This window comes from Pseudomonas sp. MWU12-2345, from assembly GCF_023242385.1.
In the GTDB taxonomy this organism is placed as follows: domain Bacteria; phylum Pseudomonadota; class Gammaproteobacteria; order Pseudomonadales; family Pseudomonadaceae; genus Aquipseudomonas; species Aquipseudomonas gingeri_D.
Genome location: NZ_JALLJA010000001.1, coordinates 1,394,716 through 1,409,928 on the forward strand (window position 1 = coordinate 1,394,716; position 15,213 = coordinate 1,409,928).

8 protein-coding genes and 1 pseudogene are annotated in these 15,213 nt (G+C 63.4%); 2 read left to right on the top strand and 7 right to left on the bottom strand.

What is annotated here, in order from left to right; genetic code table 11:
* Positions 1–26 precede the first annotated feature (26 nt).
* A pseudogene (locus M5C71_RS05865) lies at positions 27–566 on the top strand (TetR family transcriptional regulator C-terminal domain-containing protein); the annotation flags it as partial.
* On the opposite strand, the gene M5C71_RS05870 reads toward M5C71_RS05865, so the two are convergent.
* The 7 genes from M5C71_RS05870 to M5C71_RS05905 form a co-directional block, all read right to left on the bottom strand.
* Positions 522–1,529, bottom strand: a complete 1,008-nt coding sequence (locus M5C71_RS05870; protein ID WP_103497211.1) for a DMT family transporter — start codon at positions 1,527–1,529, stop codon at positions 522–524. The pseudogene M5C71_RS05865 and the gene M5C71_RS05870 overlap by 45 nt on opposite strands.
* Complete coding sequence (locus tag M5C71_RS05875) at positions 1,529–2,227, bottom strand: ABC transporter permease subunit (RefSeq protein WP_103497232.1); 699 nt, start codon at positions 2,225–2,227, stop codon at positions 1,529–1,531. Before M5C71_RS05875 ends, M5C71_RS05870 begins: the two co-directional genes overlap by 1 nt.
* A gap of 5 nt (positions 2,228–2,232) precedes the next feature.
* Complete coding sequence (locus tag M5C71_RS05880; RefSeq protein WP_103497210.1) at positions 2,233–2,937, bottom strand: ABC transporter permease subunit; 705 nt, start codon at positions 2,935–2,937, stop codon at positions 2,233–2,235.
* 173 nt (positions 2,938–3,110) lie between these two features.
* Positions 3,111–3,893 (bottom strand): transporter substrate-binding domain-containing protein, encoded by a 783-nt coding sequence (locus tag M5C71_RS05885; protein WP_103497209.1) that lies wholly within the window; start codon positions 3,891–3,893, stop codon positions 3,111–3,113.
* 27 nt (positions 3,894–3,920) lie between these two features.
* On the bottom strand, positions 3,921–5,924 hold the full coding sequence (locus M5C71_RS33640; protein ID WP_283093915.1) for an aminotransferase class I/II-fold pyridoxal phosphate-dependent enzyme: 2,004 nt from the start codon (positions 5,922–5,924) through the stop codon (positions 3,921–3,923).
* 152 nt (positions 5,925–6,076) lie between these two features.
* Positions 6,077–7,495, bottom strand: a complete 1,419-nt coding sequence (locus tag M5C71_RS05900; protein WP_248767432.1) for an aldehyde dehydrogenase family protein — start codon at positions 7,493–7,495, stop codon at positions 6,077–6,079.
* 197 nt (positions 7,496–7,692) lie between these two features.
* Entirely contained in the window at positions 7,693–9,324 is a 1,632-nt protein-coding gene (locus M5C71_RS05905) for a 5-guanidino-2-oxopentanoate decarboxylase (protein WP_248767433.1), read from the bottom strand.
* A 275-nt stretch (positions 9,325–9,599) separates the two neighbouring features.
* Between M5C71_RS05905 and M5C71_RS05910 the strand changes: the two genes are divergently transcribed.
* Positions 9,600–15,212, top strand: a complete 5,613-nt coding sequence (locus tag M5C71_RS05910) for a membrane-targeted effector domain-containing toxin (RefSeq protein WP_248767434.1) — start codon at positions 9,600–9,602, stop codon at positions 15,210–15,212.
* The last annotated feature ends 1 nt before the right edge of the window (position 15,213 follow it).

Genomic DNA, 15,213 nt, shown 5'->3' on the forward strand with positions numbered 1-15,213 from the left:
ACCTGGCCTCGAACCCAAGGATTCCTGTGAGCACCGACACCCGAAAATTTCGCCGCGCCGAACCTGACGAGCGTCGCGACCTCTTGATCGCCGCCGCCCTGCGCTGCCTGGCCCGGGACGGCCATGCCGGCATTTCCGTCCGGCGTATCGCCACCGAGGCCGGCGTCTCCGTCGGCCTGCTCAACCACCATTTCGGCAGCATCGATGCACTGATCGCCGACACCTACCACAAGCTCGCCAGCGAACTGACCAGCACCCTGCTCGAAGAGGTCCGCCAGGCCGGCAGCGCCGCGGACAAGCTCGAAGCCTTCCTGGTCGGGTCCTTCTCGCCACGGATCATGGACCCGCAATTGCTCGGGGTCTGGGTGGTGTTCTGGAGCCTGATCCGCCACTCCGAACACGTCAGCCAGTCCCATGAAAAAAGCTACCGCGCCTACCTCGACCTGATCCGCCAACTGCTCGACGACCTGGCCAGCACCGAAGGTTTCACGATCCATGACAGCCGCCTGGCCGCCATCGGCCTATCGGCGATGCTCGACGGACTCTGGCTCGAGTGGTGCCTCAACCCCGAGACCTTCAGTCCCGCCAACGGGCTGCATATCTGCCGCTGCTGGGTAAAGGGGTTGCGTCACGGAGCATTCGGCGCCGACGACGTCCTGTGAGGCGTGGCGGCCGAAGACCATCGCCAGGGTGCCGCTGAGGGCAATCAGCCCGGCACCGATAATCAGCGACAGGTCCATCAGCGTGCCCCAGATCAGGCTCGAGAGCAGGAATGCCCAGATCAGCCCGGTGTACTCGAACGGCGCCAGCAGGGTCGCGGTGGCCCGCTGGAAACTGGCGAACAACAGGAACTGGCCGATCCCGCCCACCAGCCCCGCGCCGAGCATCCCCAGCCAGGCCGGGGTCGATGGTGGTGTATGGGTCCAGGGCAGCGCCAGGGCCATGCAGATGACAAACACCACGTTGGTGATCAGCATCTGTTCCAGCACCGAGGTCTGCTCATCCACCTGCCGTAGCTGGATGTAGGTAAAGGCCCAGCACAGCGCCGCCAGCAGCGTCAGCACGATGGGCCAGGGGTCGGTCATATTGCTCGGGCGACAGGCGATCATCACACCGACAAAACCGATGATCAGGGTGAACCATTGCCAGCCCGTGGCGCGCTCCTTGAGGATCAGCGCCGCCAGCACCGTGACCATGATCGGCGCGGAGAAATACAGGGTGGTCATCTCCGCCAGGGTCAGGTCCCGCGCCGCCGTGTAATACAGCAGCCAGGCGACGATCGAGAGCAACCCGCGCACCACCAGCAGGCGTCGGCTCGGCGACTGCCAGGCACTGCGCACCAGACGCAGGCGCCCGGCCAGCAGGCAGGCCGCGACCACCACCAGGCCGCGCCAGAACAGCACGGTAATGACCGAATAATCCGCCACCAGCCACTTGATGGCCGCATCCTGCAAGGCCAGGAAGGCATAGCCCAGCGTGCACAGGCCGATGCCCTGCAACGAACGGTCGACCCGTGGCGTATGGTTCATCACACCGACCTGCGCATCGGCGTTCCGCGCCGTTCGGCGAAGGCAAACAGCGCCTCGATCAGAAAGGTCAGGCAGACATAGACCCCGGCCACCAGCAGCAACGGCTGGTAGACCTGCAATGTCTGCGCCCGGACCACGTTGGCCGCCCCCAGCAGGTCGATCACCGCAATGGTCGAAGCCAGCGCCGTGGACTTGAGCAGCATCACCGTCTCCCCGGCCAGGGTCGGCAGCAACAAGCGCATGGCCCGCGGCAGGCGCACCCGCAACAACGACTGGCGCGGGGTCATGCCGAAGGCCGAAGCCGCTTCCATCTCGCCCTTGGGCACCGCCAGCAACCCGCCACGAATCACCTCGCCGACATAGGCGCCCACCGACAGCACCAGGGCGAACACGATGTACCAGTAGCCGTCCCGCAGGTAAGGCCAGAGAAAGCTGCCGCGCATCAACGGAAACTGCGCGAACAGACTGCCCAGCCCGTAGTAGAAGATGTAGATCTGGATCAGCAGCGGCGTCCCGCGCAGCACGCTGGTGTAGAACAGGCTGGCCTTGGCGACCAGGCGGTTTTTCGACATCCGGGCCAGGGCCACCAGCACCGCCAGCCCGAAGCCCAGCACGCTGGAAATCAGCAACAGGCTGATGGTCGTTTGCAGTCCACGGCCCAACAACGCCGCGTATTCGAGTGTCCACTCTGGAATCATTTCATTCACTCAGCCAAAGGCATCCAGCGACGGATCCGTCGCTCAAGCCGTCCCGACAGGTAGTTGGACACCAGCGTCACCGCGTAATACAGCGCGGCAGCCGTGAGGTAGAACAACAGGTAGTGGCGCGTCGATCCCGCGCCCTGCTTGGCGGTGTACAACAGCTCGTTGGTGCCGACCACGCTGATCAACGCACTGTCCTTGATCAGGTTGATCCACAGGTTGGCCATCCCGGCCATGGCGTAGGGCGCCATGATCGGCAAGGTGACCCGGCGGAACAGACCGAAACCGCTCAAGCCGAAGGCCTTCGCCGCTTCGATCTGACCGAAGGGAATCGCCTGGATCGCCGCGCGGAAAATCTCCGAGGCATAGGCACCCTGGACCAGTCCCAGCACCAGGATCGCCGCCAGCGGGCCGCTGACATTCAGCGCGTCATAGCCGAGCCGGGCCATCAGCGAGTTGAGCAGCATGGAACCGACGTAGTACAGCAAGAGGATCAGCAACAACTCCGGAACCGCCCGGAACAACGTGGTGTAGCCGCGCATCAGCGCCGCGATCGGTTTCGGCGCGCCCAGCTTGAGGCAGGCCACCACCAAACCGATGAACAGCCCGACCGCAAAGGCCCCGGCCGATATCTGCAGGGTCATCCAGAGCCCCTTCAACAGCGCACTGCCCCATCCCTGTTCGCTGAAATCGATCAATTCGAACATCGCTAGCTCTCCAACCTCAGTCTGTAGGAGCAGGGCTTGCCCGCGAAAGGGCCCTTGAGGGCGCCAAAAGCTTCGCGGGCAAGCCCTGCTCCTACAGGTTCTGCGTTTCCCATGGGACAGGTTCTGCGTTTCCCATGGGCTGTGTGTTCAGGCCGGGCCGAACAGCATCACCGTCAGAACGCAGGTTTCACACTGGTACCAAAATAGTGCTGGGAGAGATCGTCGTAGTCCTTGCTCGCCAGCAAGGTCTTGATCGCCTTGTCGAGACGCGCCTTGAGGTCGGTGTCTTCCTTGCGCAGACCGGCGCCCACGCCCTTGCCGAAGATCGGGTCATAGGGCACCGCGCCCAGGTAGGCCAGGTCCTTGGCATCCGGAGTCTGGACGAAGGCCGTCATGGCCGTGCCGTCCGCCATCATCAGGTCGATACGCCCGGCAATCAGGTCGGCGTTGGCCGAATCCTGGGTGTCGTAGTACTTCACGTCGGCGACCTTCTCGTAGTAGGCCTTCAGGTAGCTGGCACTCACGGTGGAGTTCTGCACGCCGATGATCTTGCCCTTGAGGTCATCCGGGTACTTCTTCACCGAAGCGCCCTTGGGCCCGACAATCGCGATCACCGAATCGTAGTAGGCCTTGCTGAAGGCGATCTGCTTTTCCCGCTCCTCGGTCACCGACATGGAGGAGAAGATCACGTCGATCTTCTTCGCCAGCAGCGAGGGGATGATCCCGTCCCAGGCCACTTCCTTGATCTCACACTCGGCTTTCATTTCACTGCACAGCTTGTGGATCAGGTCGACTTCAAAACCCTTCCACTCACCGTTGGCCTGCTTCTCGGTGTACGGCGGATAGGGTTCGGCCGCGACCGCGAAGCGGATAGGCGCGGCCTGCGCCGCACTCATGCCGGCCAGCAGGACACAGGCCACGCCCGTCAACCAGTTTGCCAAACGTCGATTTCCCATGATGTTGTCCCGTCTTTTTATGTTGCGTTAGCGAGTCTGATGAGCGTTGACGAATTGTCGGCAACGCTCGCTGCGTGGGTGTACGAACACTTCATCCGGCGAACCGGTTTCCTCGATCAGCCCTTGATGCAGAAAGGCCACTTTGGAAGAGACATCGCGTGCGAAGGCCATCTCATGGGTCACCAGGATCATGGTCCGGCCTTCTTCGGCGAGGGAGCGGATCACCCGCAGCACTTCCCCGACCAGTTCCGGGTCGAGTGCCGAGGTGGGTTCATCGAACAGCATGACCTTGGGCCGCATGGCCAGGGCCCGGGCGATGGCCACCCGTTGTTGCTGTCCCCCGGAGAGAAACGCCGGGTACTCGTTGCGCTTGGCCGCGAGGCCCACACGCTCAAGCAAGGCTTCGGCCCGTTCAATGGCCTCGGCCCGACTCTCACGCAGGACCTGGGTCGGCGCTTCGATGAGGTTTTCCAGCACCGTGCGATGGGGCCAGAGATTGAAGTTCTGGAACACCATGCCCAGGCTGGAGCGGATGCGTACCAGTTGCTTGGCGTCGGCCACCAACGGCGCGCCGGGGCGGTCGAAGTTCAGGTGGATGCTTTCGCCGTCCACCAGGATACGGCCCTGGTCCGGCACTTCGAGCATATTGATACAGCGCAGCAAGGTACTCTTGCCCGAGCCGCTGGCGCCGATCAGCGAGATCACCTCGCCCTCGCGGGCCGTCAGGGACACGCCCTTGAGCACCTCGATATTGCCGAAGCGTTTGTGCAGGCGGTCGACCTCGATCATGGTCCTGGTCGCGACAGGTTGCGCAAGGCTTTCAACCTTCACGCCATTGATCACTGGCCGCGGGGGCTCGCCCTTGAGCACCCGGACAAACTCGCGGATACGCTGGCAGGCCAGGGCCAGGCGTTCTTCACCGAGGGTGAAGGAGATCCGCACAAAACCTTGCGCCGGCTCACCGAAAGCCGCCGCATCGAGTACCGAGACCCCGGCTTCGCGAAACAGCCGCCAGGCGAATTCCAGGGAGGTCAGGCCGGTCTCGCGCACGTCCACCAGCACGAACATGCCGGCATCGGGCTTGAGTACGGTAATGCCCGGGCAATCGGACAAACCCGCCACCACCAGATCACGGCGGCGGCGATAGATCTCGCTCATCCCCCGGGTCACTTCGTCATGGGCCAGTACCGCCTTGAGCGCGGCCTCCATGACAAATCCCGGCAGGCCGTAGAGCATGCTCAACACCAGGTTTTCGGCATGGGCGACCAGCACCGGGTCGGCGATGATCCAGCCGATCCGCCAGCCGGTCATGGCGTGGGACTTGGACAGGCTGCCGACGGTCACGCAGCGCTCGGCCATGCCCGGCAGCGCCGCCAGGCTGACATGCTCGCGCTCGAATGCCAGGCTTTCGTACACCTCGTCGACCACCACCCAGAGATCATGGGCGATGGCCAGGTCGGCGATGCCTTGCAGCTCTTCGCGGCTGAGTACCACGCCGGTGGGGTTGTTCGGATTGGAGAAAAAGATCGCCCGGGTGCGTGGCGTGATGGCCTTGGCCAGCCGCGCGGCATCGAGGCGAAAACCCGAGTCGGCATCGCACGGCACCCGCACCAGGGTCGCGCCGGAAGCCTTGAGGGTCGCCTCGTAGGTCACGTACATCGGGTCCAGGGCAATCACCTCGTCACCGGCGCTGAGCAGGCACAGCGAGGTGATGAACAAGGCGTTCTGCGCGCCGGCCACGGTGATGACGTTTTCAGCTTGCAGCGGGCGCTCCAGGCGCTGGCTGTAGCGCGCGGCGATGGCTTCGCGCAGGGCCAGGCGACCGGCGATTTCGGTGTAGTGGGTGTCGCCTTCGCGAAGGGCCTGGATGGCCGCCTCGGTAATGAAATCGGGGGTGGGAAAGTCCGGGTCGCCGACGCTGAGGATGATCACATCCTCGCCACGGCGCTGGGCTTCGAACGCCGCGTGATGAATGTCCCAGGCGGCCACACCGTCACCCGAGATCCGCTCAACAAAAGGTGAAAACCGCATGCCAGTGCCTCGTTCGAATTTGAAGAAACGCAAGCCCGCAACCCGCCGGGATGGAGCCAACATAGACGAAGCTGAACAGTCGTTCAATAGGAAAATCGGTCCGCTTCGTGTTCAGCGTAAACAGGTCGTTTTCACGACAGTCGCGCCGTTTTTCAGCACTGGATCGCTTTGGTTTCGATGAACTCCTCCAGCCCTTCCTCACCCCATTCGCGACCGTTGCCCGATTGCTTGTAGCCGCCGAATGGCGCGCGGTAGTTGAAGGCCGCGCCATTGACGAAGCACTGGCCGGCGCGCAACCCGCGCGCCAGTTCCAGGGCCCGGGCCGGGGTGCCGGCCCAGACCGCGCTGGACAGGCCGAAGGGCGATTCATTGGCCAGGCGTATGGCCTGTTCCTCGTCCTCGTAGGGCATCAGGCAGAGTACCGGGCCGAAGATTTCTTCCTGGGCGATACGCATACTGTTATCGACATCGGCAAACAGCGTGGGCCGCACGTAGAAACCGCGTTCCAATCCATCCGGCAAGGCATCGCCGCCACTCAACAGCCGGGCGCCCTCCTGCTGGCCGATACGGATGTAATCGAGCACGGTGCGGCGCTGGGACGCCGAACACATGGGCCCGAGAAAGCTCCGTGGGTCCAGGGGATCGCCGACCTTGAGGCTTTCGCTTTCGGCCCGCGCCAGTTCCAGCGCCTCGGCGTAGCGACTGCGGGGAATCAACATGCGGGTCAAGGCGGTGCAGGTCTGCCCGGAGTTGATCATCACGTCCTGCACGCCATGGCGCACGGCGGCGCCGAGGTCGGCATCGGCGGTGATCAGAAAGGGCGACTTGCCCCCCAGCTCCAGGCACACCCGCTTGACCGTCGGCGCGGCGGCCATCGATACCCGCACACCGGCGGCGGTCGAGCCGGTGAACGAGACCATGTCCACGTCCGGGTGCCGGGCCAGGGCTTCGCCGACCTTGGCGCCGGGGCCGCTGACCAGATTGAAGACCCCGCCCGGCAGGCCGATGGCGTCAATCATTTCAGCCAGCAGGAACGCATGCAGCGGGGTTTCCTGGCTCGGCTTGACCACCACCGTGCAGCCTGCCGCAAGAGCCGGCGCGAGCTTGCCGATCAATTGATGCAGCGGGTAATTCCACGGGTTGATAAAGGCGCAGACGCCCACCGCCTCGCGGATCACCAGGGAGTTGCCGACTTCCCGTTGTTGCTCCATCAGCGCGGCTATTTCGGCGTAGCTGAGCAGGCCTTCCAGCGGGCCGTCGACCTGGACCGACTGGCACCATTGCACCGGCATGCCCAGTTCGGCGGTGATCAGCGCGGCCATTTCGCCGGCGCGGGCCTTGAGTTGCCGGCCCAGGGCGCGGATATAGCCGGCACGTTCACTGGCCGGGGTCCGCGACCAGTTGGGAAAGGCACGGCGTGCAGCGGTGACGGCGCGTTCGACGTCACGTTCATCGCCGAGGGGGACTTGTCCGGTGACGGTTTCGGTGGCCGGGTTGATGACTTCGGCGACGCTGCTGCCATGGGGGACGACCCAGTCGCCGTTGATATAAAGATGGGTGTAGGTGGTCATTGTTATTGTTTTCCATCATCAGGGAAGGACGAGGTTTTCCGGTGGAGTTTCGACGGACTTGAGGGCCTCTTCGCGGCGGTGCGGCGATCCGACAAGCCCTGCTCCTACAGGTTTCGGTCGTACACATGATCCGGGACCGACTCCGAACTGTAGGAGCAGGGCTTGCCCGCGAAGACATCAGCCCAGACAAAACAGCTTCAACGGGCGCAGGCGTGCTTCAGCTCAACCAGGGTCACCCCGGCATGGCCAAACCCCGTCCGCAGATCGCGCTCCAGCTCATCCAGGCTCTGCGGTTCACACACACGGCAACCAAACGCCCGGGCCAGCAGGGCAAAATCCGGGTTACGCGGCAACACCCCCACCGGCTCGATATCCAGGCTGAGCATGTCATCGCGGATCTGCCCGAGGGCATCGTTGTTCCACAGCAGCACCACCAGCGGGCTGTCCAACTCCTCGACAGCCGTCGCCAGTTCCTGAACCGTATAGAGAAAACCGCCGTCCCCCACCAGCACCAGGCCGGGACGCTGCGGCGCACCAAACTTGGCACCGATCCCCGCCGGCAATCCATAACCCAGGGTGCCGTAGCCGGTGGGATGCAACCAACTGCGCGGCGCCCAGCTGGCAAAGGCGTAATTGCCCGTATAAGCCAACTGGGTCATATCGCTGCTGATAACGGTGTCAGCCGGCATCGCCGCCGCAATACGGTCGAGAATCCGCTGATGGATTATCTGTAACGGACCGTGGCCAGCGCGCAAAGCCACCCGCAATGCCGCCACTGCCTTGACCGACTTATGGGAGTCCCGGGCCTGCACCGGCAGACGTTCCAGTAAATCAGCGAGGGTCTGCTGTGCATCCCCCCGCAACGCCACGGCGCAGGGATAGAAGTCGTTGAATTTGCGCGAGTCGATATCGACCCGGATCACCTCGCCGCTCAACGGCAGGCGTTCACGCCAATAATCGGTATCGGCCATTTCGGTACCCACCGCGAGTACCACATCGGCTTGCGCGATCAGTGCCCAACCGGGCTCGACGCACAGGCTGGAACCTGCATTCAACGGCGCATCCGGCGCCAGCAAACCTTTACCGGCAACACTGGTGAACAGAGGCGCGGCCAGGCGCTCGCTCAAGGCCCGCAACTCGGCCCCGGCGGCCAGCGCACCGCCCCCGGCGATAATCATCGGGCGCTTGGCCTGTTGCAGCCGTCGGGCAGCCTCTTCCAGGGCCTGCACACTCGGCAACCCACGTCCGGGACGACGCACTACCTCGTCACTCCAGTCACGACTGATCGGCCCGGCCAGCACATCCAGCGGCACCGAAATATGCACAGGCCGCGGCCGCTCGCTGTCGAACACGGCAAAGGCCCGGGCGATCAGTTCCGGCAGGTCGTCGGTGCTCAGGGCCACCGCCGAAAACGCGGTGATGGGCGCGGTGATCGCCCGCTGGTCCTGGGTCTCGTGCAGGCAACCCCAACCCTTGCCCAGGCTGGCGGTGTGGTTGACGCTGGAAATCACCAGCAGCGCAATCGAGTCGGCATAGGCCTGGCCGATGGCGGTCGCGGCGTTGGTCACGCCAGGGCCGGTGATGATAAAGCAGACGCCGGGCTTGCCACTGACCCGGGCATAACCGTCGGCCATGAAACCGGCGCCCTGCTCATGGCGGGTCAGCACATGACGGATGCCGCTGCCGGGCAGGCCGCGATACAGCTCCAGGGTATGCACGCCGGGAATACCGAACACCGTGTCGACACCATAATGGGCCAGCAGGCGCACCAGGGCCTGGCCGCCGGTGAGCGTGGTGGAAGAAGCTTGCAGGGTCGATTGGGAGCTCATGCTAGCCCTCGTCTTGTTGTTGTGGAGTGATAGGGGACCGCCCGACGATATTAAACACTTGTTCAATAGCGTGACAATCCTTTTGAGGCACTCGAAAAAAAGCCACACGATCAACCCAACTTATTGTTTTTAAAAACAATAAATCCATATCTAGTGTCTCTCGACGCAGACCTGTTACATCTTTGAACATCCTCGCCGTCAGCATTAATTACCACCTCATGCCTTCGGCTTGCGCGTTGAATGATGATCATCACGCAACGACAAGGATGCTCAGCATGACCCCTCCGATCACTTCGGCCGATCCCCCCGCAAGCGCCCCCGCCTCGGTTTCACTGGAACAGGCCATCAGGCATTTCCTCAGCGACCTGCCCGCCGAGACCGCCCGCCGCATTCGCCTGGTCAGCGGTATCGACAGCCCCGCCTTGCGCGCCGTCTACGCCGAATCCCGACAGGTGCCGGCGCTGCTGCTCGACGCCCGCCTGCGCTTCGAGCTGGAGCAGGAGATACAGGACTTCATCGATGGGCTGAGCCATGACGCCGCCCCAGCATCCGGGGTGAAGCCCCTGTACTGGCAGTTGCAACTGCTCGGCCTGGAGCTGATCTGGCCAACGACGAGTGTGCTGCAGATATACGATCCCGCCGGGGATTCGACACCCGCAGAGTACGGCCCTGACCTGTCGTCCGGCCTGCCGAGGGTGCGGGTCAGCCGGGCGCAGGTGCTCGATGGCACACTGTGGAGCAGCGTTCTGCAAACCATGAGCACGGCACAGAAGTCCGAATGGCTGGGCACACGATGCTTAACCCTCGATGCCCAGTTGTGGGAGCTCAAGCGCAGGGCTGTCCGTCTACTGTCCTCTCGCCGAAAGGACCTGTTCGACAACCTCCTGGCCTTCAGGCAGCAATCCCGTGATCCGCTGGTGAATCTGCTGCGTACCCGAATCCCCCTGCTCTCCCGGGCGGCGGCCCATGAACTGCTCGCCAACTCGACCGAGCATGAGCTGCAGTCGATGCAACTGTCCGAGGGCGAACTGAGCGAGCGTCAACTGCTCGACGCCCACTGGTATCTACAGGAGGAACGCCTGAGCCAGGCCTATGAAGGGCTCTTTCTGCAAAGCCGGCAGCACAACGACGATACTCAGCGGCTGATGCTCTACACCCTGGCCACCTTGCCGAACTGGTCGTCGAGCGGTGTGCGCCTGGAACTGCGCGAGCAGACGCCGGACGGCACCTTGCTGGCCAGCATCGGTGACCTGCAGGCCCAACAGGTCCACACCCTCCTGCGCCGTCATGGCCGCTTCACCCTGAATGCCCTGCAAGAACCACAGCCCGACCTGCCCGCGGTCCTGGCGACCCTGCCCGACAGCCTGCGCAACCCGCTCGGTCTGACGGACCGCGAGGCCATCCTGCGCCTGCTGCGCCAACACCCTCCTCTTTCACGCACCCATCTACGCGCCTTGCTGGAGCTTTCCCCCATGGAACCATCGCAACGTCTTTCCAACGGCAACGGCTACCTGAAGGACTCCCCCACCGGCTTCGCCGCCCCCGACCAACTGGCCCAGAGCCAGCGGGAAGCCTTCGATGCCCTGGCCGCCACCAATGAGCGGACCCTGTTGCTGGCGCGCCAACAGCCTAATTTCCGCTGGTTCGCCGCCCTGCTCCTGGCCCGGCAACTGGCGCGCGACTTCCCCCAGGCGGCCTCGAAGGATCCCGATGCGATCTTCCTCAACACCTATGAGGAAACCCTGTACTGGCCCCTGTCGGACAGCGGTGAACGCGGAGAGCAGGTACGCTATCGCGGTGTCAGGCAGTCACACACGCTGACGGAGGTCTTTACCCAGTACCTGGCCGGCAATGACCAGACGTTCGACCCGGCCACGAGCGGCTTCTACGCCAGCGCCAGCGCCGCCTACGACGAAGAACAACTGAGCGGCCTGGACCTCGGACGCTTGAAAAAAACCCTCGAGGATGCGGGCCTTGGCTTCGACACGGGCTTCAGCGAAAACGTCGACAGTTTCTGGGCCAGCGCCGCGACGCTGCTGCGGGAAAACCTGCAGACCCAGATCCGCCTGGAAGCGCAGTTGCGCGAACTGGATCAGAACCTGGATAAAAGCAACCGGCAGGACCTGGAACGGGTGCTGGACCACCCGACCCATAAGCAACGCCTGAAACATTTCCCCCTGGGCGGACCGGTGCATGTCTATCGGATCGCCCTGCAACCGCAAGGCCTGATTCTGCAAGGCTGCCTGGTCATCACCCGCAGTCCCGACGAGGACACTTACAAACTACCGGCATTGCTCTATCAGATCGGCCGTGGCCTGGAGCAGTTCGCGTCGTTGCAGGCACTGAAGAAGAACCTGACCCAGCGCCTCGATGACGATATCGAACGTGAATCGCTGCTCGATCTGCTGCCGCAGCGCCAGCGCACCTGGCGTCCCGCGAGCGCTGCCGAGCGCGGCGCACTGTTCAACTACCAGCTCGAAGAAGGCGATCCCTTCCAACTCCTGGTGGACGGACTGCTCGCCAAGCAGAAAGAGGACTTCACCGACACCTGGCGTTTCGCCAGAGGTGCTCCGGGCCTGTACAGCGACGTCAACGAGTTCGCCCGGCAAGTGGACGGTTCCATCAGCCTGGTCAGATTGCTGGATATCGTCCCGGTCCTCAGGCGACGCAATCGCGACCTGATGTTCAGCGACCTGTTGAGCCGAATCAACAGCATCAGCCCGGACGAACAGGCCCAGCTCGCCACCTTGTGGCGACCGACCCTGGAAGACAACCCGGTGCCCGCTTCGCTCAGCGACCTGCCGGCCCTCAAGGCCTACGCGGCCGGTCTGCTCAAGACCCATCTGCAACAGCACTATCCCCAGGTCCTGGCCGCCCCTGACAACATCGTCGTGCATGTCACTCGCATCACCCACCACCTGAGCCCGGCCTGGCAAAGCCAGCCGCCGATCGATCGGCTACGCCCTCCCCGCACGCTGTCGTTGACGGCCCTGGCACTGGAAAACATCAAGGGCGTGCGCCTGGGCGAAACGGTCAGTTTCAAGGCCCAGATCAACAACCCGAACGGGTCCACACTCAGCCTGTCGGACAAGCAGGTACAGGCTATCGTCAGTGCCGTGGACGCGCCTGGCCAGTACAAGACGTTGCTCGAACAGAAACTGCTCGGCCCGGGCCAGGCGGCGTTGCGCGCGACCTGGCTCGAAGGGCAACGGGCACGGATGAAGCTGCAGGCCTATGTCGCACGTCTGAGCGGAGATTTTCTCGATCCCAAGGACAGCGCCCTGGAGCGTGGCTACCGGCGTATCGAACACCTGCTCAAATACCCGTCGGCACAGCGCCGCCCGCTGCTGGACGGCTACAAGGTCCAGGCCAACTACCTGATGCTCGGCGGCACGGAGCAGGCACACAACGGCATGAGCATCGACGAGGTACTGGTCATCAGCACCGATGCCCCCGCTGGCAGCCTGCTGCTCTACACGCCGCAAGGCCCCGATGGCAAAGCCTGGCGCGAGCTGGCGGATGCCGCGGCAATCAAGGCCTTGCTGCGCCAGCAAGACTGGAAGGACTACTGCATCGCCCGGGCCGCCCGCAACGAACAGTGGGATCCGGCCCGGTTGTTCACGCGGCAATTCCCGCTGGTCCGTTACCTTCCCATCGAAGGCGACCTGTTCAGCACGCTGTACGAGGCCAGGGCCAAGCATCTGATCCACAGCGTGGAATACTTCGCGGCCAGCAACCAACGGGTGGGCCGTGACACCCTCTGGTACTGGATCAATGTGGGATCGCGCTTCGCCCTGGAGTTCGTCCTCGGCGGCGCCTCCTTGCATCTCAGCCTGCCGGTCTACCTGTTGCGTGGCCTGTACGGCCTGGCCAACTTCGGCCAGGCACTGGCCCTGGGTCATCATCAGGAAGCCGAGGAGGCGCTGATCCAGACGCTCCTTGATGCCGTGGCGCCCTTCCCGCTGCAACTGATCAAACCCGCGTTGCGGCAGATACGGCCGCTTCCCGGCGAGAAGGTTTCCCGCCTGGTCAAGACCAGCCGGGTCAGCCTGGACGGCAGCCGGCAATCGCTGCTGACCGCGGAGCCTTCGACGGCGTCATCCCTCAGGTCCCTGGCCGCGGACCTCAAGGACTATGAAATCCGTACACCGCCGGAACTGAACTATATGCGTGACGGACTGTTCGTCGACCGCACGGCACGCATGGACCAGTACGTGAAACTGGAGGGCAAGTGGTACCGCACCGGCTCCCGGGACGGCAAGCGCTACGTGCTCAAGGAACACCAATGGGCGGAAGACATCGAGCTCATAAAGGTTGGCAGCCATTGGCAGGCCTTGCCCAGGAATCGCCTGTTGGGCGGCGCACCCGAGAAGGTCGGTGCCGCACGTTATGAAATCCCGGCCACCTACCGGAACACGCTCGAGGAGCTGATTCGCACCACCAGCAGAGCCCTTGATCCCGCTTGGGTCTCTCCGGCTCCTTCCGCACTGGAGCGCCAGGCCGCCCCTCACGTGTACTCACTCTCAAAACGGATGCTTGAAGACGCCCGAAGTTTCTTCGTCGAAAACCCGCCCCCCGTGGCCAAGACACTGGCGCCCGACCTTCTGGACGCCGCGCTGGCGACACAACTGTTCGAACGTGGCTACCGGAACGGGAACGGTATTGTCCTCGGCGCAGCCTACCAGTCAAGGAGCGGCCGCCAGCTCCTGATCGACAACATGCAGTCGCTCGCCACGGAACACCAGGTCAAGACCCTGTACCTGGAAAACCTCCTGACGGACTTCGATCAGGTTCACCTCAACAACTTCCATCGTAGCGGCGTCATGTCCCAACGCCTGAGGGACACCCTGAGACGGCAAGATATCGAACATCACATCGACCCGAACGGCCCCCATTCCTTGCGTGAACTGATTAACAGCGCACATGCCAACGGCATTCGCGTCCAGGCGATCGACTGCGCCGCCAGTTACCGCCAGGGCCTGCGCAACTACAGCCCGGATCGGGCCAGGGCCCTGAAGTACTATGCCCGCCAAGTGATCAATGCGGACCAACTGCAGCAAGGCCCGCATCGCTGGATTGCCCTGAGCCAGGATTCACATGCCAGCGGCGTAAACGGCGAGACGGGCCTGGCCGACCTGTTGGGGGCGGCCAACCTGCGGACCGTCGATGTCGGCGGACAACCCTTGCCGTTGCGCGTCCTGCGTGATCCGGGAGAGTTCACCCAGGGCCAATATGCACGTGATATTCAGTTCGTCCAAGCCGATGCGAAGCTGGAAGTGAACGTGGCGCCCCAAGCGTTGCCACAAATCAGCAAACCTCACAGGGGGCTGCTGGTCAAGCAAGGGGATTTCCTGATCGAACAAAGCGGCGATCAGTACACACTCGTCTACCGGCCGGTCGATCCCCTGCACCCTGGCCGCCAGTTGATCACGACGGAACAGCCGGTGACACGGAGTCGGCCTGCCGGCAGCTCACACGATGTATTTCATCTCGAGGCCCCTATAAACCTCAACATCCGAGGAATCAAATACAGAAGCATCGACGACCTGATATGGGGACTCAGGCAAGGCAATATGAGGCAGGTGGTCGAGCTCAACAGCGTCACCTACCTGCGCCAGCCCAGGCTCGACACCCATCCGCAGCTCAGTCGCGCGGGTATGTTCACGGTCGAAACTTCCCCGCAAGGACCTGTACTGATCAATCGCTCCAAGGATCGATCCCTGGTCACGACGGTCATCCGAACCGACAGGGGCACCGGCAAGTTCTATATCGTTCATCCGCGCTGGGGATTCAACGAGGCGCGGCTGTTCGCCAGCATCGACGAACTGACCCAGGCACTGGTCCATGAGGTGGGGCTGACGCGTCTGGTCGAATCCACCAGTGTCTGAT

Excerpts from the sequence above, each read along its gene's own strand:
- M5C71_RS33640 (WP_283093915.1), bottom strand. The coding sequence starts at position 5,924 with ATGCGGTTTTCACCTTTTGTTGAGCGGATCTCGGGTGACGGTGTGGCC.
- M5C71_RS05885 (WP_103497209.1), bottom strand. The coding sequence starts at position 3,893 with ATGGGAAATCGACGTTTGGCAAACTGGTTGACGGGCGTGGCCTGTGTC.
- M5C71_RS05910 (WP_248767434.1), top strand. The coding sequence starts at position 9,600 with ATGACCCCTCCGATCACTTCGGCCGATCCCCCCGCAAGCGCCCCCGCC.
- M5C71_RS05905 (WP_248767433.1), bottom strand. The coding sequence starts at position 9,324 with ATGAGCTCCCAATCGACCCTGCAAGCTTCTTCCACCACGCTCACCGGC.
- M5C71_RS05880 (WP_103497210.1), bottom strand. The coding sequence starts at position 2,937 with ATGTTCGAATTGATCGATTTCAGCGAACAGGGATGGGGCAGTGCGCTG.
- M5C71_RS05900 (WP_248767432.1), bottom strand. The coding sequence starts at position 7,495 with ATGACCACCTACACCCATCTTTATATCAACGGCGACTGGGTCGTCCCC.
- M5C71_RS05875 (WP_103497232.1), bottom strand. The coding sequence starts at position 2,227 with ATGATTCCAGAGTGGACACTCGAATACGCGGCGTTGTTGGGCCGTGGA.
- M5C71_RS05870 (WP_103497211.1), bottom strand. The coding sequence starts at position 1,529 with ATGAACCATACGCCACGGGTCGACCGTTCGTTGCAGGGCATCGGCCTG.